Origin of the sequence: Leisingera sp. NJS201, assembly GCF_004535885.1 — a bacterium.
In the GTDB taxonomy this organism is placed as follows: domain Bacteria; phylum Pseudomonadota; class Alphaproteobacteria; order Rhodobacterales; family Rhodobacteraceae; genus Leisingera.
Genome location: NZ_CP038238.1, coordinates 18,196 through 44,526 on the forward strand (window position 1 = coordinate 18,196; position 26,331 = coordinate 44,526).

At 56.4% G+C, this 26,331-nt stretch carries 25 protein-coding genes and 3 pseudogenes; 23 read left to right on the forward strand and 5 right to left on the reverse strand.

Annotated elements, in window-relative coordinates; genetic code table 11:
- Positions 1-15: 15 nt before the first annotated feature.
- Positions 16-816 carry a hypothetical protein gene (locus ETW23_RS23140; protein WP_302658745.1) on the forward strand — a complete coding sequence of 267 codons (801 nt, stop codon included), beginning with the start codon at positions 16-18 and terminating at the stop codon, positions 814-816.
- Positions 817-1,168: 352 nt separating this feature from the next.
- Here the strand turns inward: ETW23_RS23140 and ETW23_RS23145 are convergent, their stop codons facing one another.
- Positions 1,169-2,068, reverse strand: coding sequence for a GlxA family transcriptional regulator (locus ETW23_RS23145; protein WP_167738201.1), 900 nt, complete (start codon positions 2,066-2,068; stop codon positions 1,169-1,171).
- A 306-nt stretch (positions 2,069-2,374) separates the two neighbouring features.
- On the opposite strand from ETW23_RS23145, the gene ETW23_RS23150 reads away from it, so the two are divergent.
- The 10 genes and pseudogenes from ETW23_RS23150 to ETW23_RS23190 all read left to right on the forward strand — a co-directional run bounded on the left by ETW23_RS23150 (position 2,375) and on the right by ETW23_RS23190 (position 13,786).
- Positions 2,375-3,970 carry an ABC transporter substrate-binding protein gene (locus ETW23_RS23150; RefSeq protein ID WP_134831592.1) on the forward strand — a complete coding sequence of 532 codons (1,596 nt, stop codon included), beginning with the start codon at positions 2,375-2,377 and terminating at the stop codon, positions 3,968-3,970.
- Positions 3,971-4,085: 115 nt separating this feature from the next.
- Complete coding sequence (locus ETW23_RS23155; RefSeq protein ID WP_134831593.1) at positions 4,086-5,039, forward strand: ABC transporter permease; 954 nt, start codon at positions 4,086-4,088, stop codon at positions 5,037-5,039.
- 163 nt (positions 5,040-5,202) lie between these two features.
- Positions 5,203-5,976, forward strand: coding sequence for an ABC transporter permease (locus tag ETW23_RS23160; RefSeq protein WP_254695268.1), 774 nt, complete (start codon positions 5,203-5,205; stop codon positions 5,974-5,976).
- Positions 5,977-5,998: 22 nt separating this feature from the next.
- A pseudogene (locus tag ETW23_RS23165) lies at positions 5,999-7,632 on the forward strand (ABC transporter ATP-binding protein).
- Positions 7,633-7,712: 80 nt separating this feature from the next.
- Positions 7,713-8,747 (forward strand): proline racemase family protein, encoded by a 1,035-nt coding sequence (locus ETW23_RS23170; protein WP_134831595.1) that lies wholly within the window; start codon positions 7,713-7,715, stop codon positions 8,745-8,747.
- 72 nt (positions 8,748-8,819) lie between these two features.
- A complete protein-coding gene (locus tag ETW23_RS23175; RefSeq protein WP_134831596.1) occupies positions 8,820-9,737 on the forward strand; it encodes a dihydrodipicolinate synthase family protein in 918 nt (305 codons plus the stop codon).
- Positions 9,738-9,740: 3 nt separating this feature from the next.
- Complete coding sequence (locus tag ETW23_RS23180) at positions 9,741-11,237, forward strand: aldehyde dehydrogenase (protein ID WP_134831597.1); 1,497 nt, start codon at positions 9,741-9,743, stop codon at positions 11,235-11,237.
- A gap of 59 nt (positions 11,238-11,296) precedes the next feature.
- The gene (locus ETW23_RS26960) at positions 11,297-12,082 is read left to right on the forward strand and encodes an NAD(P)/FAD-dependent oxidoreductase (protein WP_368075915.1); all 786 of its coding nucleotides are present in this window, start codon (positions 11,297-11,299) and stop codon (positions 12,080-12,082) included.
- Positions 12,083-12,127: 45 nt separating this feature from the next.
- Positions 12,128-12,574, forward strand: coding sequence for a hypothetical protein (locus ETW23_RS26965; protein ID WP_368075916.1), 447 nt, complete (start codon positions 12,128-12,130; stop codon positions 12,572-12,574).
- Between the two features lie 570 nt (positions 12,575-13,144).
- Positions 13,145-13,786, forward strand: a complete 642-nt coding sequence (locus ETW23_RS23190) for a recombinase family protein (RefSeq protein WP_368075917.1) — start codon at positions 13,145-13,147, stop codon at positions 13,784-13,786.
- Between the two features lie 115 nt (positions 13,787-13,901).
- Here the strand turns inward: ETW23_RS23190 and ETW23_RS23195 are convergent, their stop codons facing one another.
- Both ETW23_RS23195 and ETW23_RS23200 read right to left on the reverse strand, forming a co-directional pair.
- A complete protein-coding gene (locus tag ETW23_RS23195) occupies positions 13,902-14,144 on the reverse strand; it encodes a type II toxin-antitoxin system prevent-host-death family antitoxin (RefSeq protein WP_134831598.1) in 243 nt (80 codons plus the stop codon).
- A 159-nt stretch (positions 14,145-14,303) separates the two neighbouring features.
- A complete protein-coding gene (locus tag ETW23_RS23200; RefSeq protein WP_134831599.1) occupies positions 14,304-14,588 on the reverse strand; it encodes a hypothetical protein in 285 nt (94 codons plus the stop codon).
- A gap of 284 nt (positions 14,589-14,872) precedes the next feature.
- Between ETW23_RS23200 and ETW23_RS23205 the strand changes: the two genes are divergently transcribed.
- From ETW23_RS23205 to ETW23_RS23230, 6 genes and pseudogenes are all read left to right on the forward strand, one after another.
- Positions 14,873-15,094 carry a helix-turn-helix domain-containing protein gene (locus ETW23_RS23205; RefSeq protein WP_134831600.1) on the forward strand — a complete coding sequence of 74 codons (222 nt, stop codon included), beginning with the start codon at positions 14,873-14,875 and terminating at the stop codon, positions 15,092-15,094.
- Positions 15,095-15,263: 169 nt separating this feature from the next.
- Positions 15,264-16,862, forward strand: coding sequence for a Mu transposase C-terminal domain-containing protein (locus ETW23_RS23210; protein ID WP_134831601.1), 1,599 nt, complete (start codon positions 15,264-15,266; stop codon positions 16,860-16,862).
- Complete coding sequence (locus ETW23_RS23215; protein ID WP_134831602.1) at positions 16,859-17,728, forward strand: TniB family NTP-binding protein; 870 nt, start codon at positions 16,859-16,861, stop codon at positions 17,726-17,728. The genes ETW23_RS23210 and ETW23_RS23215 overlap by 4 nt, the downstream gene beginning before the upstream one ends.
- On the forward strand, positions 17,725-18,015 hold the full coding sequence (locus tag ETW23_RS23220) for a TniQ family protein (protein WP_134831603.1): 291 nt from the start codon (positions 17,725-17,727) through the stop codon (positions 18,013-18,015). Before ETW23_RS23215 ends, ETW23_RS23220 begins: the two co-directional genes overlap by 4 nt.
- Positions 18,016-18,287: 272 nt before the next feature.
- On the forward strand, positions 18,288-18,770 hold the full coding sequence (locus ETW23_RS23225) for a hypothetical protein (RefSeq protein WP_134831604.1): 483 nt from the start codon (positions 18,288-18,290) through the stop codon (positions 18,768-18,770).
- A gap of 88 nt (positions 18,771-18,858) precedes the next feature.
- Positions 18,859-19,245 (forward strand): annotated as a pseudogene (locus ETW23_RS23230) (transposase); the annotation flags it as partial.
- 41 nt (positions 19,246-19,286) lie between these two features.
- Here ETW23_RS23230 and ETW23_RS23235 read toward each other — a convergent pair.
- A pseudogene (locus tag ETW23_RS23235) lies at positions 19,287-20,496 on the reverse strand (IS3 family transposase).
- A gap of 323 nt (positions 20,497-20,819) precedes the next feature.
- Entirely contained in the window at positions 20,820-21,707 is an 888-nt protein-coding gene (locus ETW23_RS23240) for a LysR family transcriptional regulator (protein ID WP_134831605.1), read from the reverse strand.
- Between the two features lie 93 nt (positions 21,708-21,800).
- Here ETW23_RS23240 and ETW23_RS23245 point away from each other — a divergent pair, with 93 nt between their 5' ends.
- The 6 genes from ETW23_RS23245 to ETW23_RS23270 are packed head-to-tail and all read left to right on the forward strand — an operon-like array spanning position 21,801 to position 26,278.
- Entirely contained in the window at positions 21,801-22,193 is a 393-nt protein-coding gene (locus ETW23_RS23245) for a glyoxalase (protein ID WP_134831606.1), read from the forward strand.
- Positions 22,194-22,198: 5 nt separating this feature from the next.
- Entirely contained in the window at positions 22,199-22,861 is a 663-nt protein-coding gene (locus ETW23_RS23250; protein ID WP_134831691.1) for an SDR family oxidoreductase, read from the forward strand.
- A 53-nt stretch (positions 22,862-22,914) separates the two neighbouring features.
- Entirely contained in the window at positions 22,915-24,015 is a 1,101-nt protein-coding gene (locus tag ETW23_RS23255; RefSeq protein ID WP_134831607.1) for an alkene reductase, read from the forward strand.
- On the forward strand, positions 24,012-24,356 hold the full coding sequence (locus ETW23_RS23260) for a cupin domain-containing protein (protein WP_134831608.1): 345 nt from the start codon (positions 24,012-24,014) through the stop codon (positions 24,354-24,356). The genes ETW23_RS23255 and ETW23_RS23260 overlap by 4 nt, the downstream gene beginning before the upstream one ends.
- Before the next feature lie 21 nt (positions 24,357-24,377).
- Positions 24,378-25,406: a zinc-binding alcohol dehydrogenase family protein gene (locus tag ETW23_RS23265; RefSeq protein ID WP_134831609.1), complete on the forward strand. Its 1,029-nt coding sequence runs from the start codon at positions 24,378-24,380 to the stop codon at positions 25,404-25,406.
- Complete coding sequence (locus ETW23_RS23270) at positions 25,406-26,278, forward strand: DMT family transporter (RefSeq protein ID WP_134831610.1); 873 nt, start codon at positions 25,406-25,408, stop codon at positions 26,276-26,278. Before ETW23_RS23265 ends, ETW23_RS23270 begins: the two co-directional genes overlap by 1 nt.
- Positions 26,279-26,331: the final 53 nt, after the last annotated feature.

Here is a 26,331-nt window from a genome sequence, read left to right on the forward strand (position 1 = left end):
TCGTTTGGCGCAGAGATTGCGCCCGGTGCGCATCCGGTCGTGCTGTTCAGTCACGGAATAGGAGGCACCGATCGGGCGCAGGCCTGGCTAGCCTCAGAACTGGCAAGCCGTGGGGCCATCGTCGTCATGGTCAATCATCCGAACTCGACCTGGGGTGACTTTGACATGGTCGAAGGCGTCAGGCACTGGACCCGTGTCGCGGATCTGTCGATTGCGCTGGACAACCTGGCCGAAGACCCCGCGTTCGCAGGCCATATCGACCCATCGCGCATCATGGCGGCCGGTTTTTCCTATGGTGGCTGGACCGCGCTTTCGTTGGGCGGGATAACCGGCAATCTGAACGGTATCGTAGAGGCATGCACGACCTACGGAGAGACAACGGAGGCCTGCGGCACGCTCTTGTCGGAGGAGGTCAGCATGCAAACACAGGACCCCGACGCCTGGAATGCCAGCTACGCCGACCCCCGCGTGACCCATGTCACAGCCATCGATCCCGGCTTTGTCTGGGGGTTGGATACGCGGAACACATCGTCTCTTCTTAGCGGAGCTGTCCTGATCGGTCTCGGGGACGGGACGACCCGCATGTTTGCGACGAATTTCGAGGAAAGCGGGCTAGCCGATCTTTTGCCTGATGCGCGTATAGTGCAGCTGGAACCGGCTTTCCACTTCACAGCCATGCCGCTCTGCACCCCGAAAGGCAGGCAGATCCTTGAAGCTGAAGATGACGACCCGGTCTGCACTGATCCGTCTGGCACGGATCGTGCGGTGGTGCATTCTGCTATCATCGACGCGATTTCCGAGGCTTTGGCTATATGACGAAAGCTGCCGTACACCGGACAATGGCGAACGGCAGCATCGTCCGCGTCTTACCAGTTCATGCGATGCGCAGCGAAAGTCGATCCATCCCAGACCCGCCCTTGGTGTAGATCGCGGCGAAGGTGTCAGGAGAGCCCATCCTGCAATTTCCGTTTTCTTGCTCAGAGCGCACGCAGCATGATAATCACTGCAAGTGCTGATAACCCTACGCTGCCATGCGGCGGAAAATCGGACAGTCATCGTATGCGCAGCGAAGATTTAGTAGGCAGGGAGCTGGTCGCCGAAATATCATGTTCCAGCGTCACAAGCTCGCTAGACATGGGGGCCCTAAATCGCATGAGGAATTCAGGTCCTAGATTTTCTTATTTTGCTGAAAGGTACGTGGTGTCACATTATACTTTTTCTTGAAGACCTTACAGAAATGCGCTGCGTCGCAAAAACCGGTTTCATAGGCGATTGCAGTAATGGTTTGCTTCCTGCCAGCCAATAACTCTTGAGCTACCCACAGCCGGATATCAAGCCAGAAGTCGGAAGGTGACGACCTCATGTCACGGTGAAATGCGCGCGTAAGGCGACTTGGTGAGGTGTTCAAAGATCTGGCCAGCCTTGTGATTGAACACGGTGCATCAATTTGAAACTCCATCATTCGAACTGCTTCTGCTGTCAGGGACGAGGCAGTGCGTAGTGCTTCCGCATAAGGTTTCGCCTTCAGTGTGAATGGAGACTCTTCAGGCTTATATAGCAGATAGTCCTGAGCTTTCCGCGCACGAGTTTCGTTTGCGGATTGTGCGACCAGCATGGACATGACGTCAATCGCGGCGATGCTGCCGGGACAGGTGCAGATATTGTTCTCAACGATCATTCCACGATCGACTCGTGGTTTTGCGTTTGTAAATCGTTGCAGGAATGCGTCCAACACCGATGGGGCAAGCGCGACTTCGCAACGATCAAGTAAACCAGCCTTTGCCAACAAAAAGCTACCGGTGCACAAGCCGATCAATGGTTTTCCAAGAGCATGGGTTTGACGAAGATACTCAAATGTCTGCTCCGGGATCTGGTCGAAATCCCGAAGCAATCCACCGCATACAACAAGGCAGTCAATTTCCGTCAAAGGCGGCAGGTCAGGTTCACCATCCATCGACAGTCCGCAGCTTGACGATATCGGACCTGAACCCGCGTTCACAAATCGCCATGAAAAGTAGACCTGCCGGCTGTCATCGCGGCGATCCGCAGCCAATCGCAATCCATCCACGAAACAAGCCATTGGCGTCAATGTAAAGCTAGGGCAGAGCAAAATCCCGATCTTCAGATAAGGAAGCTCGGTGTTGCGGGTAGTGTTAAGGTTGTGGCTGGCTCGTTCATATAGACAATTTCGTACTGTCTTTCATTCAAAAAGTACAATCATTTTGCGCAGAGTTGGCCATGATCTGATCAAACAGTTCTGCAACCGGGGGCATTCCCATCCCAACCCAACTGCTGGTCAACATCTGCACGATGACCGGTTTCAAAGGTGGGTATGACTGAAATGCATCAACGGCTGATACAACGGGAGTAAGCCATGAAAGATAAAACTCAACTCGCAAACCTGACTGCGGTCGCACGCACCGGCAATCTGTCGCGGCGGGATTTCGTTCGCTCGGCAGTTGCCGCAGGCCTGGCGATTCCGGCGGCTGCAGGTCTTTGGACCACTGCTGCACAAGCTGCGCCGCAACGGGGCGGCACCCTGCGGCTTGGCCAGCATGACGGAAACACAACCGACAACCACGATCCTGGCACCTATGTAAGTGTCGCCAGTATTGTTTTGGCCCATACACACCGCAGCTATCTGACACAAATCAACCCCGACAACACATTGGGCGGCGATCTGGCCACATCCTGGAGCGCGTCCGAAGACGCCGCAGAATGGACGTTTGAGCTGACAGAAAATGCTTCGTTCCACAGCGGCAAGCCTCTAGTGGCAGACGATATCATTGCCTCGCTCAATTATCACCGGGGTGAGGACAGTACATCGGCGGCGAAGTCGCTGCTGGCGGATGTTGTCGAGATCGTCAAAAACAACGATCACTCGCTTACCATCAAGATGGCAAGCGGCAATGCCGACCTGCCGTGGCTGTTAACTGATTATCACTTGGCAATTGTGCCCGCACGTGCGGATGGCACCGCGGACTGGGAAAGCGGTGATGGCACCGGTCCCTACAAGATCGACAACGTAGAATTCGGCGTTTCGGCAAGCCTCAGCCGTCATGATGGCTGGCATCTTGAAGGTGCCTATTTTGATGCTGTCGAGATGACCATCATTAACGATCCGACCGCATTGCAAAACGCCCTGCTGACCGGAGCGGTCGACGTGGCTTCGCAACTTGATCTGAAAACGCTCGCGTTACTGTCGCGCAACAAGGATATCGAGGTCGACAACATTCCCAGCGCTGCCGCTGTAACGCTGCCGATGCATGTTGATGCCGCACCTTTTGACAATCCGGATGTAAGGCTGGCGTTGAAATATGCCATCAACCGTCAGGAAATCGTGGATAAGATTTTCTTCGGTGCAGCGACACTAGGTAACGATTCTCATGTGTCTCCGAACATGCCCTACTACGCTGACATGCCTCTGCGTCCCTATGACCCAGACAAATCCAAATTCCACCTGAAAAAGGCCGGAATGGATCGCTTGGATGTGGATCTGAACACTGCTGACGGCCTGCTGCCGGGATCTGTTGACCTTTGTGTCCTTTATGCGGAACAGGCGCAGGCCGGAAACATCGACATCAATGTGGTGCGCCGTCCGACCGATGGGTATTGGTCACAGGTCTGGCTGAAAGAGCCATTCAGCTTTGTCACATGGGGCGCGCGTCCGACGCCGGATGTGATGTTCAGCCTGGCGTACAAGGATGACGCCGCCTGGAATGAGAGTCGTTGGAATAACCCGCGCTTCAATGAGCTGCTGCGTGCCGCCAAGATCGAACTGGATGACGCTCGCCGAACCGAGATGTACGCTGAAATGCAGCAACTGAGCCATGATGAAGGTGGCACCATCCTGCCGGTCTTCAACAACTGGGTCTATGGCCGCCGCGCCAATGTTGCACGCACCGAAAACGCCGCCTCAAGCTGGCCGGTTGACGGCGCACGCGGTGTATCCCGCTGGTGGTTCACTTAAACCGCCGGCCCCATGATGGTCTGGCTTTCTCCCTCCAGACCAAAATGTTCCCTGCGCTTTCAATTGCGCAGGGAGTTCCCTCCAGACCGCCGCTTGACGCGATCAGAGAGCATACATGGCACATATTTGGAAAATGATAGCGCAGCGCCTGCTGTTGGGCCTGGCCACTTTGCTGGTGATATCCGTGGTCATCTTCGGAGCGGTTGAACTGCTTCCCGGAGATGTCGCACGCGAAATCTTGGGACAGGGTGCCACGGAAGAAACGGTAGCTGCCCTAAGAGAAGAACTTGGATTGAACCGTCCGGTCTATGTCCGGTATTTCGAGTGGCTGTTCAATGCGTCACGCGGGGAGTTCGGCAATTCGCTGGCCAGTGGCCGGTCGATCTCTGAATTAACTTCCACACGTCTTGGGAACACGCTGTTCCTGGCTGTTTACGCGGCTTGCATTGCAGTGCCTCTGTCGCTTGCCTTTGGCATTGTTGCAGCGCTCAAGCGGAATACCCTGATCGACCGTTCGATCAATGTGGGCGCGCTGACTTCAATCTCGTCGCCAGAGTTCTTTCTGGCTTACGTGCTTGTCTTTCTTTTAGCACAGACAGGCTATTTCCCTTCCATCGCCAACATTCGCCCCGACATGTGGACCGCCGAAAAACTGTATCTCAGCTTTCTGCCCGCACTGACGCTGACACTGGTTGTCACCGCACATATGATGCGGATGACCCGGGCTGCGTTGATCAATCTTCTGGCCTCACCTTATATCGAGATGGCGCGCCTGAAGGGCGCAAGCGAGCTCCGCATCATTGTGCGGCACGCTCTGCCCAATGCGCTGGCCCCGATCATCAATGTGGTGGCTCTTAACCTCGCCTATCTGGTCACAGGTGTGGTGGTTGTCGAGGTGGTGTTTGTCTATCCCGGTCTTGGGCAACTGATGGTCGACTCGGTCGCCAAGCGCGACGTGCCTGTAGTACAGGCCTGCGCGCTGATCTTTGCCTGTGCCTATGTGGTGATGAACCTGCTGGCAGATGTCCTGTCCACCCTGTCGAACCCCCGGCTGGTTCACGCGCGCTAAAGGTGACATCATGATAAATACTCTTTTCATCCTCGCCTATTGCGCAATCTTCCTGCTAACAGCGGCATCCGTAGCATGGGTGTTCCGCAAAGTGCTGACAGGTGTTGCGCCGCCACGTTTTGGCAAGCTGTTGCAGCATGTTCCGCTGACCGCAAGCTTTGGCATGCTGATCGTAATTCTCTATGTGATCATCGCGGTGTTCGCGCCCGTGCTTGCCCCCTTCGGAGAGCGTGAGGTCGTCGGCCAGCAATACCTACCATGGGATGGCGAGTTCCTGCTGGGAACCGATAATCTGGGCCGCGATATGCTCAGCCGCCTGATCTATGGCGCCCGAAACTCGGTAGGCATTGCGCTGGTCACGACCCTGATCACCTTCTTTCTGGGCACCTCGCTGGGTTTGCTGGCTGCAACATTGGGCGGCTGGGTCGATCAGGTCATCAGCCGTATCGTTGACGTTATCATTGCCATTCCAGCCCTGATCTTTGCACTGTTGCTGCTGTCCATCGTGGGCACCTCAATCGTGAACATGATCGTCGTGATTTCATTTATCGAAGCCACGCGGGTCTACCGGCTTGCGCGTTCGGTGACGTTGAATGTGGTCGTGCTGGATTATGTCGAGGCCGCGAAACTGCGGGGCGACGGGTTGTTCCGGCTGATCTTCCGCGAGATTTTGCCCAATATCACCGCGCCGCTGGTTGCCGAGTTCGGGCTGCGGTTCTGTTTTGTGTTCCTGGCCGTATCGACGCTGTCATTTCTGGGTTTGGGCATTCAGCCCCCGACTGCCGACTGGGGGTCAATGGTGCGAGACAATGCGACACTGATCAGCTTTGGCGACATCACCCCCCTGCTGCCTGCCGCTGCCATTGCCCTGCTGACGATCGCCATCAATTTCATCGTCGACTGGATGCTCCATGTATCAAGCGGCTTGAAGGAGTAAGCCGATGACCGAAACCACCAACATGTCACAGCAAAACCCCGTTCTGGTTGATATCAAGGGCCTGAGGATCGAGGGCCGTTCAGACGCAGGCTGGACCGAAATCGTCAAAGGCGTCGATCTGACAGTCAGAAAGGGCGAGGTTCTGGGGCTGATCGGCGAATCCGGCGCAGGTAAATCAACGCTGGGTCTGGCGGCCATGGGCTTTACCCGTGACGGATGCCGGATAGCAGACGGTTCTGTCCAGTTCGACGGTATCGACCTGCGAAACAGCTCGGGCAGCACATTGCGATCTTTGTGGGGGGAGCGGATCGCCTATGTCGCGCAATCCGCTGCTGCCAGTTTCAATCCGGCTCACAAGCTGATCGACCAGTATTGCGAAGCGCCCCAGATCCACGGCACCATGCCCCGGCATGAGGCGGAAAGCGATGCCGTCGAGCTGTTCGGGCGGATGCAGTTGCCCGACCCTGATCATATCGGCCTGCGTTACCCCCATCAGGTGTCCGGCGGGCAGTTGCAACGCGCTATGACCGCCATGGCCATGGCGTGCCGTCCCGATCTGATCATCTTTGATGAGCCCACAACCGCGCTGGATGTCACAACCCAGATCGAGGTTCTGGCCGCGATCCGCGATATTGTCGAACAGTTCAATACCGCGGCCATCTATATTACCCACGATCTGGCAGTCGTGTCGCAGATGGCGGACAAGATCAAGGTTCTGCTGAAAGGCGAAGAGGTCGAAGAGGCGGACACTGAAACCATGCTGGCCTCTCCGCGTGAGGATTACACCAAGACGCTCTGGGCCGTTCGCTCGCACACACGGGAAGAGCAGCCCGAGCCGGCCGTCGGGGAAACACCCGTTCTGGCGATCCGGAATGTCACCGCCGCTTATGGCGCGACCCCGGTCCTGAATGACGTGAGCTTTGACATCCACAAACGGCGCACGGTGGCGGTTGTGGGTGAATCCGGCAGCGGAAAATCCACAACTGCGCGCACCATCACCGGATTGCTGGTTCCGAAACAGGGGAAATCCTGTTCGAGGGCAAGGCCCTGCCGCCCGATTTCCGCAACCGGTCAAAAGACCAGCTGCGTCAGATCCAGATGATCTATCAGATGGCTGATACGGCCCTGAACCCCAAGCAGAAAATCCGCGAAATCATCGGCTGGCCCGCACAGTTTTATCTGGGCCTGAAGGGCAAACAGCTTGAAGAACGCATTCGTGCATTGCTGTCGCTGATCGAGCTTGAGCCTGATCAGTATATTGACCGGCGGCCTTCGGAACTGTCAGGCGGGCAAAAGCAAAGGATCGGCATCGCCCGCGCCATCGCGGCCGAACCCCGGCTGATCATCTGCGATGAGGTTACGTCGGCCCTAGATCAGATCGTGGCCGAAGGCATTCTGAAACTGCTCGACAAGCTGCAGACCGAATTTGACCTGTCCTACATGTTCATCACCCACGACCTTGCCACCGTCCGGGCCATCGCCGACAGCGTCGCCGTCATGCGCTCGGGCAAAGTGGTCGAACAAGGCGGCAAGAGCCATATGTTCCAACCGCCTCATGATCCCTATACCGAACTGCTGCTGAGTTCGGTACCAGAAATGGACCCGAACTGGTTGACTGGGCTGCTGCAAGAACGCGCGGCCAAGTCTTCAGCGTAGGGTATTCAACCAACTGACACAACAAGCGCGGCCACCGGCCTGAACGTAACAGGCCGGGCGCGGCATAAGAAGGAAAAAACATGCGCTGGAAAAAGACGCTGCAACTGCTGGATGTTCACTGCGAAGGCGAGGTTGGTAAGGTCATAACCTCGGGAATTTATGACATTCCCGGCGCGACGATGACCGAGAAGATGGATTACATCAACAAAACCGACGACAGCCTGCGCCGGTTTGTCTGCCTTGAACCCCGGGGCGCGGTCAATCAAACCGTCAACCTGATGATCCCGCCCTGTGATCCAACCGCGGATGCAGGTTTCATCGTGCTGCAAGCAGACGAGGCCCATCCGATGTCCGGCGCGAACACCATGTGTGTCGCAACGGCATTGCTTGAAACCGGCATGATCGAGATGCTGGAGCCGCAAACCGTCCTGCGTCTGGAAGCGCCAGCCGGGATCGTGACGGCCACCGCAGAATGCCACGAGGGCAAATGCAAGCGCGTTTCGCTGGACATGATTCCGGCCTTTGTCGAAGCATTGGATCAGAGCGTCTCGACCGAGGAATGGGGCGAGGTGCAGCTTGATCTCGCCTTTGGCGGTGTGTTTTATGCCGTGGTCGACGTGACCCAGCTCGGCATTCACATCACGCCGGACTATACCACCGATCTGGTCCGGGCGGGCATGGCGTTGAAAGAGGCCGCGAACAAAGCCTTTACTGTCCAGCATCCCCAAATCCCCTCGATCGACCATGTCGCTTATGCGATCTTCAAAGAAGAGATGGAGGATGGGTCAGTCCGCACCTGCTGCACCCTGTGGCCGGGGCGCGTGGATCGCTCGCCATGTGGCACCGGCAGTTCCGCGATCCTATCGGTGCTGCACGCACGCGGGCAGATGAACATCGGCGATGAAATCACGACGCGGTCGATCATTGGCTCCGAATTCCGCGCGCGGCTGACCGGCGAGACAAATGTTGATGGAAAGCCAGCGGTCTTGCCCAATATCAGCGGCCGCTGTTGGACCTATGGCATGAGCCAACTGGCTTTGGACCCGGATGATCCTTTTGCGTCAGGCTTTGCGCTCCCTGATGCATGGGGACCGGAAGCCAGCGAAATTTCCTGACCGCCGTTCCCTGACACATAGAGTGCCACGGTAGGCAACCTGTCTCTTTCAACCCCCTGCATGAGGAAATGAATGACACCCTTGTTCAAATTCGAAGGGATCTACACGCCCGTAGTGACCCCTTATCACGAGGATTGCAGCGTCAATTGGGACGCGCTGTCGGACGTGATTGAGTATCTGATCGAAAACGGTGTGCACGGCCTGATCTCGGGCGGGTCCACCGGCGAGAACTATGCCCAAAGCGTTGCAGAACGCATTGAAGTGGCCAAGTTCACCTATGAGCAGATGAAAGGTCGTCTGCCGCTGGTGGTGAGCACCGGCGCGATGATGACGTCGGATTCGATGGCTCTGGCCACTGGTGCACGCGAGATCGGAGCGGATTCGATCCTTTTGGCCAGTCCCGCCTATTCGGTGCCCACCGACCAGGAAAACGCGCTGAACGCGCTGGCCATTGATAAGGCCGCCGATCTGCCGGTGATGCTGTATAACTATCCGCACCGCACCGGCACCATGATGGGCGAGGAATTCCTGGACCGCGTAGGCCGCAGCCGGAATTTCTGCGGCATCAAGGAAAGCTCGGGCGATATCAACCGGGTGCATTTGCTGGCGCGCGATTATCCGCATATCCAGTTGGGCTGCGGCATGGATGATCAGGCGCTGGAGTTCTTTGCCTGGGGCGCGCCGTTCTGGGTCTGCGGAGGATCGAACTTCCTGCCTGCGGAACATGTGGCGCTGTACAATGCCTGCGTGGTCGAAGGCAATTTCGACAAGGGCCGCCGCATCATGTCGGCTTTGCTGCCCTTGATGCATGTGCTGGAACAGGGCGGCAAGTTCATTCAAACCATCAAGCATGGCGTCACCATGAATGGCATCGATGCGGGCATCATGCGACCGCCGCTGCGGGGTCTGAACAAGGATGACAAACGCGCGCTGGAACAGGTCACGCGCGTGTTGAAACGCAAAATCGCCGATATCGTGGCGGAGGGATAAAGCATGAGCTTGCTGACACAGGACGAATACAAATCCATCGCCGCAGGTCTGGACCTGCCCACCGGCGCTTTCATTGACGGCAGCTTCCGCCCGGCAATATCCGGCAAGACCTTTACCAGCACCAACCCGGCCACCGGGGACCAACTTGCCGAGATCGCGGCCTGTGGCGCCGAAGACGTGGAATTCGCCGTCGAAAAAGCCCGTCAGGCGTTTGACGATGGCCGCTGGTCGAAATTGCATCCCTCAGAACGTAAGGACGTCTTGATCCGTCTTTGCAAACTGATGACCCGCAATGCCCGCGAACTGGCAGTGATGGAGAGCGTGGATTCTGGCAAGACGATCTACGACTGTGAAACCGTGGATGTGCCTGAAACTATCCATTGCCTGAAATGGCATGCCGAGGTGATCGACAAGATTTATGATCAGGTCTCGCCCGCCTCGGACGATCACATCGCCATGATCGTGCGCGAACCCATCGGCGTGGTCGGTCTGGTGCTGCCGTGGAACTTCCCGCTGCTGATGCTGGCGTGGAAGATTGGCCCGGCGCTGGCGGCAGGCTGTTCGCTGGTGATCAAACCGGCAGCCGAGACCACCCTGACTGCACTGCGGATGGCAGAACTGGCGATGGAAGCGGGCGTGCCTGCAGGCGTACTGAACATCGTTCCCGGCGGTGGCGCAGATGTAGGCGAGCCGATTGGCCGTCACATGGATGTCGATATGGTGTCGTTCACCGGCTCGACCGTAACCGGCAAGCGGTTCCTGAGCTATTCAGCGGAATCAAACGCCAAGGAAGTCGTGCTTGAGATGGGCGGCAAAAACCCCGCCATCGTCATGGATGATGCCGAAAATCTGGACCGCGTGGCCCAGCATCTGGTCAACGGTGCCTTCTGGAACATGGGCGAAAACTGTTCGGCCAGTTCGCGACTGATCGTACACAAGGCGGTGAAATCCGAATTGCTGGAGCGTATCGCGCATCACGTCAAACAGTGGAACATCGGTGATCCGCTGGACCCGGAAACCCGTATGGGCGCACTGGTGTCCGAAGGTCACTATAACAAGGTCTGCGGCTATCTGGATAAGGCCGAGAACGTCGTGATTGGTGGCAAGACTGACAATGGCTTCGTCGAAGCCACAGTCGTCGAAGTCTCAGACAACGATGCTGTTCTTGCGCGCGAAGAGATCTTTGGCCCGGTTCTGTCGGTCATCGAAGTGTCCGGTTTTGACGAGGCCATCTCGGTCGCGAACGACACGGAATACGGGCTGTGCGCGTCGATTTTCACCGCCAATGCCAAGCGCGCCATTCGTGGTGCTCGGGCCCTGCGGGCTGGCACCGTGACCGTGAACAGCTTTGGCGAGGGTGACATCACCACACCCTTTGGTGGCTACAAGCAATCGGGTTTTGGTGGACGTGACAACTCCGTCCACGCGCATGATCAGTACACCCAGTTGAAAACCATCTGGATCGATCTGGCCGATGACGCTGACGAGGCCGTGGGTTGACGCGATTCGAGGCAAAAAGATTACCCCGGCAGACAGGCCTGGCGGGGTGGAATGGCATCTTGCCACCTCAAACGCCTCTGCCGGTGTTAGAACAGAATCTGACCGCCGACATCACCATTGTCGGTGGCGGGTTTGCGGGGCTCAGCACGGCGCAACGGCTGCATCAACTGGACCCGTCACTGAAAATTGTTCTGCTGGAGGCGGGTCGATTTGCCGAAAGTTCCGCAGGACGGAATTCGGGATTCATGATCGACCTGCCGCATGATCTGGCCTCGGATAACTATGCAGGCGAAGGGTTGGAAGCAGACCGCGCCGCCATCGCGCTGAACCGTAAGGCCATCGCCTTTGCAACCGAAGTGGCTGGTGAATGCGATCTGCCAAAAGAAATGTTTGATCCGTGCGGTAAGTACAATGCCGCCGCCACCAAGTCAGGTGACGAGCATAATCGCGAATTTGCAACTCATCTGACGAAACTGGGCGAGCCATATATGCTCTACGATCAGCAACAGATGCAAGAGATCACGGGCAGTCCGCATTATACTTCGGGGCTCTATGCGCCGGGGACGGTGATGATTCAGCCAGCGGCCTATGTGCGGGCGCTGTCTACTCATCTAACAGGCCAGATTGATGTGTTTGAAAACTCACCCGTGACCAGATTTGAAAAGCAGGGCCCTGGCTGGGGTGTCAGCACACCAAATGCAAAGGTCAGCACCGGGCAAGTTATTCTGGCCAATAACGGTCATCTTGAGAGCTTTGGGTTCTACAAGCGGCAGTTAATGCATATCTGCCTTTACGCCTCGATGTCGGCCCCGCTGAGCGAAGAGCAGATCAAAACACTAGGATGACAATCGCGCTGGTCAGTGATCCCGGCTGATCCGATGGGTACTTCGGTGCGTCGTATTTCAGGCAGTTATGGTGATCGCATCCTGATCCGCACCGGATCAAGCTTCCATCCGACCATCGAGACCAGCCGGATGCGGTTGCGCAACGCGGGCTGGGTACATGACCGCAAGTTCAAGGAACGCTTTCCGCATTTGCCGGATGTACGCATGGAGCATCGCTGGGCAGGGATGCTCTGCCTCAGCCGCAACGGATCTGCGGCGTTTGGCGAACTGGAGGACGGAGTGTTCTCGGCCTGCTGTCAGAACGGTCTGGGCATCGCCCGAGGCACCTTGCAGGGCATGGGCATCGCAGAACTGGTACTGCAGGGTGGTTCAGAGATAGCTGGCCATTTTCTGGCGCAACTGGACCCGCCACGCCTGCCGCCCGAACCCTTCGCCTCGCTTGGTGCTAACAGCTACCTGATCTGGAAAGAATGGCGATCTGGCAAGGAGTGATGAGGGCCAATTATCTACCATATTTTCCAGATCTGCTTCGGCGTTGAATCGCGCTCACAAACGGATGTGTCGCGTATGGTTGTTGTTACTTTCATCATACGAACCTGAGCTTCTGACAGCAAAAATTCTCGACTAAAAATACGAACGAAAACCACCAGTCAAGTTGTTCTCAAGGTTCAATTCGCGTTTAAATATGGTCAATATTGTTAACAGCCTGGACTGTTGGAGATCAGTGATGTCGGGCGTGTCGATCATCGCACCTTGCCTGTGAGAAGTTGAAGACGTAAGAAAATATCGGAATACATGCGGCGAAACGGCGGTCTTGGTGCCGCTTAAAAAGACTATTTGGCAATGGCCGCTTCGGTGATGTGGACTGCGATGCAGAGAGAAGCCCGCTGTGATTGCTTAAGAATTCTGCGTCAGCGAAAGCTGCAGCTGCACAAGTCCGCTATGTCCGCATGTCGATTGTTGATGACGGTTGCAGCGAACGGTCGCTTCTCGTCAATGTGAGGCGAAAAGGACCCTTTTTGCGGCACTTTTGCTGATCTAGCTAAGTTATTGATTCCAATTGTGCTGGACCGCCGCAAAAACCTCGTGCAAAAAGAATCTATGAATATCGGCTATGCAAGGGTGTCTACAGAGGAACAGAACCTTGATCTACAGATCGAGGCGCTAACCGAAGCCGGGTGCGACCGTATCATCACCGATCAAGCGAAGAGCGGCGCAACGGAAGCCGAAAGTCGCGCCGGATTTTCTAAAGCAATGGAACTGCTTGGCGATGGCGATCTTCTTGTGGTCTGGAAGCTGGACAGGGTAGGGCGGTCCATCGCTGACCTCATTCATCTTCTGAAGCTGTTCGGGGATCGCGGGATCGAGTTTCGCAGTCTGACGGACGGAATAGACACGACGACTGCAGGAGGGCGCTTAGTATTTCACATTATGGGAGCATTGGCTGAATTCGAGCGGGACCTGATCCAGGAACGGACGAAGGCCGGTCTTCGCGCTGCGAAGAAGCGAGGCAAGCGGCTAGGTCGACCGCCTGTTCTTTCCGCCGCTCAAATCGCGCACGCCAGGACTGCAATCGCAACCAAGCGGGAAACCGTTTCAGGCATGGCGGAGATTCTTGGCGTAAACCGAAGTACGCTGCAGCGTGCAATGTCCCGTGATGAACGGGTGGGCGCCGGACCGCCAGCACCCAAGATGAATGGCTGAGGTAAACAGCAGCGAAAAAAGGCGAGCTAGACTACTGATGTTGAAACTGAGTTTATTTGCAGGCTCAGAGCCTCCGGCGTGAGATACCTTTTTACTTTAGGCCGCTTGAAATCAATCAGTCATTGTCAATGCTGCTCCATAGCGCAGCAACAAGGCGCGTAGCCTCTTTGTCGTCCAGTTCGTCAACGTCGTGGGCTGTTCGGCTGTCCCTACCCTGGCGCAAGAGCTCGAATTCCTTCATGGATAGAACCACAAAACGGCGTTTGCCGTGGCAAGCGATAGCGACAGGCTGCTGAGCAGCGGCAGCCAGAACATCGCCAGTTTTGTTGGCGAGGTCTGCTGAAGAAAACTGACGCATAGTGCCTCCTTCTACCAGTTTAGCTGAGTTAGCTAGTATATGGCGCTTCTGCCTGTAACCTTTGTATGTTCCATGTGGGTCTACCCAATTGTTACAAAAGGAATGGGTAGTTGGCCGAATCTGAATGCGGCTTCCTTTCGTAATCAGGACGTGAAAGGTTCATGTTCGCCAACTTTTAGCGGAGCGTTCGAATGCACCCGAAAGCCTTGATGAGGTCAATTTCTGCAGATAGCCTTCGTCAAAGACAACGACCTCGCATGAACGAAACTGATCAACGTTCATCCGGTCCTTAGCGTCGAGGACAAACGGGTGCGAGACCGCCAACGCCGACAGAATGCTCCCCGTTTCGATGTGCGCAATCAACTCCCGCTGTACCGCTTGAAAGTGCAACCGACGGTTGTCGATGCCCATGCCGGTGAAAAGGGCGGGTGAGACGAAGCCCATGTTGCAAAGATCAATTGCGCTTTCGACATCCGTGCAACCATGAAGTTCGAGGTTAACGAGCGCTAGCCCGCGTTGTGGGGTGATATATTCAGGGAAGGCTTCATCCTCCTATTTTTTCGTCAAGTAAGAGTTCGTACGAGCGTCGACCTCGCAGTTGTTCAGGCGAGAGTGGATCTGTATGGCATTACAATGCGTCCACGATATTATAATATCGTACAATAACAACAACTTGACTCATTGTTGCTGGCAGCTTTCACTCTGCATGGAAGCTGTGAAAGTTCAAGATGACCAATGCATATTCCAAGTTAAAAGCGGATCTAAGATCTGTCGGTGTGACGCTCAGATCCATCGCGCGCGATGTCGGCGTTTCGCACACAGCTGTCACCGATGTCGCGCGCGGCGCTCGTCGTTCCAGAAAAATTGAGCGGGCCATCGCTGATCGCTTGAACACGACACCAGCCTCGTTGTGGCCTGACCGCTATGGAAATGAGGGAGGTGCAATATGACGTAGCCCTAAAAAGTAAAAACCTATGTGCGCCAACACATAGGCTTTCACAAAGATCGAATGACTTTTCGAAACCGTCATCTCGATCTTCTCCAATCAAATCTTAAAGTCAAGGCTGCCACTCGAAGTTTTCGAGCCTGCAGGCGTGCCTGGCGGAAAGGGAGACGATCATGCCGAAGGAGGGCACCTCTCGAGAAGAAAGGGAGTGGGCAAGGGTATTTGCGCTTTGCAGAGGCCTTGCACCATACATTCAAGGTGGGTTTCAAACCACGGCAGCTGTGCGGGACTTTTGCCGCGCACACGGCATCTCGAAATCCACAGCATATCGGCTTTTAAAACGAGCGCAAAACGATGACCGTGCAAGCGCGCTACGCAGATTGAAGCCTGGTCCCAAAAAAATGAGCGTCATGCTCAGTGATGAGCAAGAGAAGGTAATTCACGAGCACCTTCGCAAAGAATTTCTTAAACGAAATCAGATCGCTCTGGCGCAAGCGCATAAAGCAATTTACCGAGAACTGTCGTCTCTTGGTCTGCCTGAAATTTCACCGACAGTTTTGATCAACAGGATAAACACGATTCCGGATCGAGTGCTCAAGCTGAAACGTTTTGGAAGCAAGGCAGCACGTCAGGCGTATCAGATTATCCGCGGTAGGTATGTTGTAGATGATCCGCTTGCCGTCGTTCAAATTGATCACTCGATATTGAACGTGATGGTCGTCGATCCCGACACGCGCGAGTGCATTGGCAGGCCTTACATAACTGTTTTACTTGATGTCGCCACCGCAATGCCGACCGGAATGTTTTTGTCGATGGAGGCGCCGTCAGCCATCAACCTCATGAAGGCATTTCACCGTTCTGTTTTTCCGAAGGCTGAATATCTTGAAACCTTGGGTATCCGCTACGAATGGCCAGTATACGGATTGCCGCTCGTGATCAGCAGTGACAATGGAAGCGATCTAAAGTCAAAGCCCTTTAACTGGGGCCTGCAGCAATACGGCGTTGAGCACATTTTCCGTCCAGTGGCACAGCCACATCTCGGCGGGCACGTCGAAGGCTTCATTGGAACAATCCAAGCGTATGTTCAAACCCTTCCTGGAACTACGTTTTCGAACGTAGAAAGGAAGGGGACCTATCAGCCTGAGAAACAGGCGAAACTGACTTTGTTGGATGTCGAAAGGCTCCTGCTCGAGTTCATCCTTCGAGATTATGTGCACGACAAGAAGCGCCGACTGCTAACTTCGCCCATGAACGCTTGGAACGTCGGCTGGCGAGACAACGGTTCTCAGCCGCGGCTGCCAAAGGATTCGGATCGGTTTCGGCTTGATTTTCTTCCATTTGAGAGACGCAAGATTCAGCGGGAAGGTCTAGAGTTATTTGGAATGTTTTATCGTTCAGAGCAGCTGCAAAAGATGAGAAACTGCGGCGTGAAAGATGTCATGCTCAAGTACGACCCTACTGACATTCGTACGGTGCACATCAGTGCGGATGAAGAAATCTTTCATAAGGCCAGGAGCGAGCATTTTCCGCGCAACCCTCTGTCTTTGGATGACTGGCACGAACTACGAAAACGTAGAGAAGAACGGCTGCAAGCAGCGATGAACGTGCCCAACCCCGTCGCTGCTCACGACTATCGCAAGCAAATCTTGTCGCAAGCAAATCGACGAAAGAAGGCAGTTAGCCACTTCGAAGCATTTCCTCAATCACAAGGTTGCGACATTCGCGAACTTAGTGGGCCACGAAGCTTTTCTGTGCCGAGGAAGTTGTCATGAGAAAAGCGCCATCTCAACACTTCGCGGACATGTCGCAGGCGCCGGTTCCCGAGCGTATTCGTTACGTTCGTGCCGGGGCGTTTTTTGAAACATCAGCTATTCGCGCGCTTAGAGATCGATTGGATGAACTGATCCGTGAGCCGGTAGACTGCGAGAACAAGCTTGTATTCATAACTGCCCCGGCTGGGATGGGATTGACCCGAATTATCAAGCAATTTGCAGCACAGCACCCCCCAAAGACGAGTAGGCGACTCGGCACGCACACGGTTCCGCTCGTGAACCAGCTCATCCATCCAAGCGGTAACTTCATTGACTATTGCGATGCTCTCCGCACGAACCTCGACGTTCCAGGATACGGCGCAATGACACGCCAGTCCTCTTACCCAAAGACCCTCGAGTTATTAGGGCACTTAAAAACGCGGCTCGTAATCTTGGAGGATTTTCACCGCGCGTACAGTTTTCAGAAACACCAATTGATATCGTATCAGAACTACGTCCACTACCTGATTTCCGAATACGATATCAGGGTCATCCTTACAGGAGCCCCGCGCATATGGCGATGGGCTTTGGAAGACGAACAGACTTTAGGGCGATCAGTTCACCTTCAGTATCGGGCCTGGACGCCAAGCGAGGATGACTTCATCGAGTTTCTTGAAGGGTTTGAACGATGGTGGCCGGTTAGAGAAGAGGGGTCTCTGTCGCGCGATCCCAAACTTCGTAAGGCAATTATCAGCAGGACCCATGGTATCTGCAAAAACGTGATGCAAGTGCTCACGGGCCTTGCAATTTATGCGATTGTGTCTGGCAGCGAGCGCCTGGATTTCGACACTTGGATGAGCTTTCGGGACCAGGGACTATCGATATGAGCGTCACACCCTATGCGATGGAAAGTCTGACTTCATTCGTAAGCCGCGCAGCTGCAATGAATTCGACTGATCCCCGGTCCTATCTTCGCAGGCTCTTTCCGTCAGATAGCTATCAGGACATAGCAAGACTTCCTGAAGATCTGGACGCACTAAACCAAGGTGCCATTCTAGCTGGTCTGAACAATGCGCTGGACTCTGCGAAGCGCAGGCTGGAGCTGCTCACCTTCCCCGGCGCAAAACCTGGAGTTCACACCAAGTGGTTGAGGCGGGCAGGGGGATTCATTTGAGTTTCGATCAATTCAGCACAATACCTTCTTTCGCGTGGTGTCCACGTTGTCTTCTCCGCGACCAACTCGATGGCCGTGATCAATTCATGCGATTGTCTTGGAGGTTGATTACACAGACGTTTTGCGTCGCTCACAGGAGGCCGCTTACCACTCATTGCCTAGCCTGCTATGATCGCGAGGCAGAGCCTGCATTCATATTTGACGGCGCCAATGTCGTGCTCGCTTGCAGTGCATGCGGCTCACTCTATTCGACGCAGCTTGGCCTGCCTGATATGTCGGCCTCGACCACACTGCGATTGCATGACAACCGGCGTGTACAGAAAGCTTGGAACGGGGCGATCCAACTGGAAATGGCGCTCGAAAGGAGCCTGTCGGAGCGGTCTAAAACCAAGAACAAAAGCGAATTTCTCGACTTTGTTATGGCCTTCGCGAACGTTCTGATAAAATCTAGTCGGTTCGGGCGTACGCCGATTGATCTCTTTTCTAGTGTCGCGTTCCCAGCGCGGCCAAACCCGCGCAACATCACGTCAATGGATCGACCTTACCGAGCATCGTCGATCGCGGTACGCCGCAAAACACACGGTTTCATCGCAACCATTTTGAAGCGCCGCGTGAACCTGTTCTCAATAAAGGGCGTGCATGAGAAACGTTGGGGTAGGGAGCCCACATTGCAAGAGCTACGGTCCGAGCTCGAGCCGGATCAGAACGATGAGCTCGACCAGTTATTGTTGAGGTTTCCTGCAAAATGGTTCTGAGGGCTCGGGCGTATTTTGTTGAAAAACTCCTCCTTGATTGCGGCCTGAACTACTGATTCAATTCCTGCAATGGGTTGGAGGATCGGCGATGATGGGACCAAGGCAGGAGGCGCAGCTGTCGCTGTTCTACGAGTTCTCGCTGGAAGATCATGTCCCTCAGGATCACCTTCTTCGGTCCATCGACCGCTTCGTCGATTTGACTGTCGTCCGCGCCTATCTGGCGGATTTCTACAGCCACACGGGCTGTCCATCCGTCGATCCCGAGTTGCTGATCCGCATGCTCCTGGTCGGCTATTGCTTCGGCATCCGGTCGGAGCGGCGGCTTTGCGAAGAGGTGCATCTGAACCTCGCCTATCGGTGGTTTTGTCGGCTCGATCTGAGCGACCGGGTTCCGGATCACTCAACCTTTTCCAAGAACCGCCACGGTCGGTTTCGAGAAAGCGAACTGCTGCGGCACCTGTTCGAGACGACTGTCGCCTGGACGTGTCCCGTTTTCGTGCCGCTCCAAGTGCTCGTTTAGGCCACTTTCCGTTCGAATGCGACGGGGCTTTTCCAGCCCAATGCTGAGTGCCGCCGTCGCGGATTGTAGAAGCCATTGATGTAGTTGAAGATGGCCAGTTCAACGGCCCTACGCGTTGGCCACGACCTTCGCCAGATCAGCTCTGCCTTGATCGTCTTGAAGAAGGTCTCGATGGCCGCATTGTCATAGCAATTTCCTTTGCCGCTCATCCACTGCCCCGGCAGTGCATGTTTACATGCATGAAAGGGGGACACGCTGAACCCGTGTTGTCGCAGGATTATCTGATAGTCATGAGAACAGTATTGCGATCCACGATCCGTATGATGAATGCAGCCCATAGGCGGTGATCTGAAGGCTATAGCCATGTTCAGCGCCCGGATCGCCAAGTCCCGCTTCATCCGATTGCTGATGGCCCAACCGATGACCCGCCGGGAATGCAGATCAAGGATCACCGCCAGGTAGAGCCAGCCCTCGCGCGTCCACACGTAACTTATGTCACCTGCCCATTTCTGATTGGGCGCATCTGCGCAGAAATCCCGGTTCAGCAGATTGGGTGCGATGTTGAAGGCGTGGTTGCTGTCCCCCTCTCGGCTGATTGCTTCGCAATCGTCTGCCGGGCAATGGTCGTCACCTTGTATTTCTTAGATCGTTCGACACGGATGCCATTCTCACGCATCAAACGCCCGACGCGACGATGGCCAATGTTCAGGCCCAACTCCTTCAGTTCCTCGGTCATCCGTGGGCGGCCATAACTGCCCAGGCTGAGGCGAGATTGTTCCTTGATATGCGCCAGAACGACCATGTCAGTGCGCTGCCTTTGACTGGCCGGGCGGCTGCGATAGGCCCGTAGACCGCGCTCACTGACATCCAGCACATTGCACATCCGCTTGGCGCTGAAGGTATCAGTGTGTTCTTCGATGAACCTGAACCTCATGGCTTTTGGCCCGCGAAGAACTGCGTTGCCTTTTTTAAGATCTCCCTCTCCTCCTTGAGAATGCGGTTCTCCCGTCGAAGCCGTTCATTCTCTCGGGCAAGGTCGAGGTCTTTGTCGGATACCACCTCGGTGTCGCGATGCGCTGTGATCCACTTGTTCAGGGTCGAAAGGCCAACACCCAAATCAGAGGCCACTTGCTTCCTGCTCAGCCCGCTCGTCAGCGCAATCCGCACCGCATCGGCCCGGAATTCTTCTGTCCGTTTCAGTCCCATAGTTCGTCTCCTTTGCTGCAATAAATGCTATCAAAGGAGCGGCATCAAACCGCGACACGTCCATTCGGCCGCTGGCCCTGAAGGGTTCCGTAAACCAGGTCCCTATCAGCAATGCGGGCTATTGTGCCCGTGCCATTCGGCGGGGTGTCCTGGTTTTTACGGCTGACTTTTGCACCATCACTTCGTAGGTCTTGCTATGCAGGGACCATCCACACATGCCGTTCGCAGCGGGAGCACAATTTTAGGTTCGCCAAGCGGAACCAAGACAAGAATTGGCTTCCGCGAGTTCGTCAAGCACTGCCGCTTGGTTCTTTGCCAGCTGATTAGGCATCCCGGAAATCCGCCACGATTGCATCTATCAAAGCCCGAACTCTGCGTGGCTGCGTGCGCCCTGCTGGCATGACAGCTTGCAAACCGATAGGGGCAACTTCAAATTCTCTTAGAAGCGGGACGAGCCGCCCGGCAGCAATATCCTGATGCACATCCCATTGTGACTTCCGCACAACTCCGCGCCCTTCCAGGGCCCAGCGACGTATCAGGTCGCCATCATTTGCTATCCGGTCGCCCCGCACTGCAACCATCTGCCTGCCACCGTCGATCTCGAACGGCCATGCCTGGTCAACATCTGATCCGAAGCGCATAAGCAGACAGTTGTGGCTCTCGAGATCAATCGGATGGAGCGGAATTCCGTTCCGTTCCAGGTAGCCGGGCGCCGCGCAGACAATCCGTGAGTTACTGGCCAAACGCCGCACGATCAGGCTGCTGTCGGCCAAGTCGCCATAACGTATTGCCAGATCCAGACCCGTTGCCGCCACGTCAACAAAACCATCGCTCAGGTGCAAGTCGACAGTGGTTTCGGGGTTGTCGTCGAGGAACCTGTCGATGATGCGGGCGAGCCGGTTCCGCCCCAGATCAGACGGCGCGCTCAGCCGGATTGGTCCGGCAATGCGCTCAACACCAAGCCGGATGCGCGCTTCCAGCTCCTCGGTCTCCGCGAGCAGGCGCTGCGCACCATCAACCAGCTCGCGCCCCTCCTCTGTCAGGCTGATGGATCGAGTCGTCCTGTTCAACAACCTAGCACCGTAGTGTGCCTCGAGTGCTGCAAGGCGTTCAGATACCGTTGCCGGCGACAGCCCCATCTCGCGGCCCCCGGCGGCCAAGCCGCCCTTTTCGACGATGCGCAGAAACAGGGAAAGATTGTCCAGAAGCATTATTCGAAATAACCGAACTATAATTTCGGATGCAACTCAATTCTCTTGATTCTCCGCAAAGCGTACCTTGCTGGAAACCAAGGAAACACCATCATGCAGCTTGATCATGTGACCATACGCACCCGAAATCTCGCTGGCACGCGGGACTTCTTCATTGATGTGTTCGGTCTTGAAGAAAAGCCGCGCCCCAAGGCGATCCAGCGGATTCCGGGCCATTGGCTCTATTTCGGTGACGACCCCATTGTCCATTTGATCGGTTCACGCGGGCTGGGTCCGAATGCCAGCCCCGAAGCTTGGGACCACGTCGGGTTTCGCTTGACCGGCTACCCCCGCTTTCGCGCCAGGCTCGAAGAAAGAGGCATCCGCTATTCCACCATGGACCTGCCTGAACTGAACGAACGGCGCCTGTTTTTCCATGCCCCCTGCGGACAACTTATCGAAACCGTCTTTCGCGAAACCACTAAATTTCCTGGAGAAGAAAAATGACTGACATGACCGGAAAGAAAGCCATCGTGATCGGCGGCACATCGGGCATTGGTGCTGCGGTGGCCGATGTTCTGGCCGAACGCGGTGCCGAGGTACTGCGGGCTAGCCGCGCGACGGGTCTGGATGTCTCCGACGGTGCAGCTTTGTCCAGCTGGATTGCCCAACAAGGACCGGTTGATCACCTTGTCTTCACCGCAGGCTCTCAAGCGCCGGGCGGTGTCATCGCCTCCCTTGATCTGGACGCTGCCCGCGCCGCCTTTGACACCAAGTTCTGGGGCAGCATCCGCACCGCACAGGCCGCAGCCCCACACCTGCGGGAGGGTGGCACGATCACCTTCACCAGCGGTTTCCTCGCCCGGCGCACTGTACCTGGGACATTTACAAAAACTGCAATGAACGCTGCTCTCGAAGCCAGCGCCAAGATCCTCGCCAAGGAACTTGCGCCGATCCGCGTCAATGTTGTCAGCCCCGGCCTGACCGAGACGGAGGCCTATGCCGGGATGGATGAAGATGCGCGTCGGCAAATGCTAGATGGCGCGGCCTCCCGCCTGCCTGCGGGCCGTGTGGCTCAGCCCCGGGACGTGGCCGCAGGCCACCTCTTTGCGATTGAAACCCCTTCCGTCACCGGCGCCGTGATCGACATCGATGGCGGTGCCCTGATCAACTGAGCCGGAACGCTCCAATGCCTGCCGGACTAAAACCCTCCCAAAGGACCAAGCACATGACCACTCTTTTTGACACCGCCCAAGTGGGCACCTTTGACCTGCCGTCGCGCATGGCACTTGCCCCGATGACACGCTGCCGCACCAACCAGCCCGGCAACATTCCTAACGCGATGATGGCTGACTATTATGCCCAACGCGCCAGCGCGGGGCTGATTATCACCGAAGCCACCCAAATCAGCCAGCAGGGTCAGGGCTACTCCTTCACACCCGGCATCCACTCCGAAGAACAGGTGGCAGGCTGGCGCAAGGTGACAGATGCCGTGCATCTGGCGGGCGGGCGCATAGTCAACCAGCTTTGGCATGTGGGCCGGATGAGCCACGCGATGTTCCATGCGGATGGCCAGCCGGTCGCGCCCTCGGCAATTGCCCCCGATGCAACCGTCTGGGTTGTAAACCCTGAGACAGGCAAAGGCGGCATGGTGGACTGCCCAGTCCCCCGCGCGCTGGAATCCGATGAAATCGCAGGCGTCATCGCCGACTACGCAACTGCCGCACGAAACGCCAAGGAGGCCGGGTTTGATGGTATCGAAATCCACGCGGCCAATGGCTACTTGATCGATGAGTTCCTGCGTGCCAGTTCAAACAAACGCGAAGATCAATACGGCGGCAGCGTTGAAAACCGCATTCGCTTTGCCATTGAAGTGGCCGGAGCTGCGGCCGCTGAAATCGGTGCTGATCGCGTGGGTATCCGAATTTCTCCCTTCATCACGCAGCGCGGCATGGATGACCCTGACGCCCCTGCCACCCTTCTGGCGATGGCCAAGGAGCTGGGCCGGATTGGCATCGCGTATATTCATATCGCCGAGGCGGACTGGGACGACGCCCCGGAAACACCGCGCGCCTTCCGCAAGACACTGCGTGAGGTGTTTCCCGGCACGATTATTGTTGCCGGCGGCTATGATAAGGACAAGGCCGGGACTATCCTGGCCGAAGGTCTGGCCGATGTAGTGGCCTTTGGGCGCCCGTTCATCGCCAACCCCGACCTGCCGCGCCGCTATGCCGAAGATTTGCCACTGGCAGACTTTGACGGCGATACGCTCTTTGGCGGCGATCAGCAGGGTTACACTACCTACGGTAGCTATGAGGCGGCGGCATGACCCCTCCTTTGTCCGCCCGGGAAGCTGACCAAGCCTGCGGCAACGACCGGATCGGCACCAAGCTTGTTGCCGAAACCGGCAACATGAAGATCTGGCATCTGCGTCTCGCTCCCGGCGAGACGCTTGCCGCCCATCGGCACGACCGGCCGTATTTCTGGACGGTTCTGACCGATGGGAAAGCCAGGTCGCGCTTTGGTGACGGCCGCATCGAGGATGTCACCTATGCCAATGGCCAAACACAACATTTCCCCGATCTGACGCCAGACAATGCCTTTGTTCACGACCTAACAAATACCGGAGACGCCGAACTTGTCTTCGTGACTGTCGAGTTCGAAAGCTGAAAGCCAAAAAGGAAACACCGCATGCAACACGTGACTACCACCAAAGCCGTCGCCCTCACCCGCTACCTGCCGGTCAGTGATCCCAACGCCTTTTCCGATGTGGAATTGCCTGTTTCTGCTCCCACCGGCCAAGACATTCTGGTCGAGGTTAAGGCGATTGCCGTCAACCCCGTCAACACCAAAGTGCGCGCGCCCAAGGAAAATGTGGAAGAAGCACCGCGCGTCCTCGGTTGGGATGCGTCCGGCATCGTCACCGCTGTCGGTCCTGATGCGACGCTCTTCAAACCCGGCGACGCGGTCTATTATGCTGGCGATATCACCCGTCCCGGCAGCAACCAGCAATACCAGCTGGTTGATGAACGGATCGTGGGCCGCAAACCCGAAAGCTTCAGCCATGCCGAAGCGGCCGCCCTGCCGCTAACCACGATCACAGCCTATGAGGCCATGTTCGACAGACTCGGGATCGACCGTGACGGCGCGGATGCCGGCCAGTCCATCCTGATGATCGGCGGGGCAGGCGGTGTTGGTTCGATCGCCATCCAGCTGGCCAAGCGTGCTGGCCTGACTGTAATAGCCTCGGCCTCGCGCCCCGAAACCATCGCCTGGGTCAAGGAGCTCGGCGCGGATCACACGGTAAGCCACCGCGCGGATATGGTCGCCCAAACCCGCGCGCTCGGCTTTCACCACGTCGATCACATCGCGATCTTCAATGACATGCGCCATTGGGACGCCGCTGTCGAACTGATCCGGCCGCAAGGCGGGATCGTGACCATTGATGACACCGATTTTCCAATGCCGATGGCTGGCTTGAAAACCAAGGCCGCCGCACTGCATTGGGAGTTCATGTTCGCCTGCGCCATGCATCAGACACCGGATATGATCGAACAGCACAAGCTACTGAGCTTTGTTGCCGATGAGATCGACGCGGGCCGCATCCGCACCACGCTGAGCGAAGTCCTTTCGCCGATCAGCGCGGAAAAGCTCCGCAAGGCCCATGCCGCCATTGAAACAGGCACTACAAAAGGCAAGATCGTTCTGGAAGGGTTCTGATGCCCGGCATCAGACAACAAAGCAAAGGCCGACGCATCATCCGCCCGGCCTCTGCTGCGCCCATGCACAACAAAGCCATGGTCATGCTTGGGCTGTCTGTTTTGCTGCTTGGCGTGAACTGGCCAGTGATGAAGCTCGGACTTGATTACTTTTTGCCCTTTTGGATGGTCTGCCTGCGTTTTCTTCTCAGCGCTCCAGCGGTTGCCGCGCTGATTGCCATTTCCGGGCGCCGCCTGCCGGTTCTGGCCAGGGCCGATGTGCCGGTCATCCTGGGTGTCGCAGCCTTCCAGTTCGCCGGCATGATGGGGCTGGTAACTCTGGCACTCACGCTTGTCCCGGCGGGAACAGCCAGCATTCTGATCTATACGACGCCTGTCTGGCTCTTGCTGGTCGACATGATCCTTGGCGGAGCAAACACAGGCGGCAAACGCAAGGCAACCGCGCTTGTGTCCGCCGCGGGCTGCGCGATTATCGTTTACTCCTCGGGCAAATCCGGTGTGTGGGGCGCGCTGCTTCTTATCCTGATGGGCTCCGCCCTTTGGGCTGTCGCAATGCGACTTATCGATCGCCACAATTGGCAAGGCGGTGTCCGCGATGCTTTGTTTTGGCAGATGCTGATTGCCGGATTGGCCTTGCTGCCGGTTGCCTATTTAGTCGAAGGTCCCTTTGTGCCGCGGTCGCTGACGCCGGTTTCTGTTACCCTCTTGGTGCTCATCGGTCCGGTGGCCAGCGGTGCCGGGTTCGGGTTCATGATTGCCGCGGGCCGCAGCCTACCGGCAGCACAAGTCGCCCTGATCAGCACCGCCACGCCGCTCATCGGCTTCCTCGCGGCAACTCTGGCGTTGGGGAACCCGTGCAAACTACCATTTTGATTGGTGGTGGAGCTATGCTCGCGTCTTTGGTCTGGGGAGCGGCGTCCAGGCAG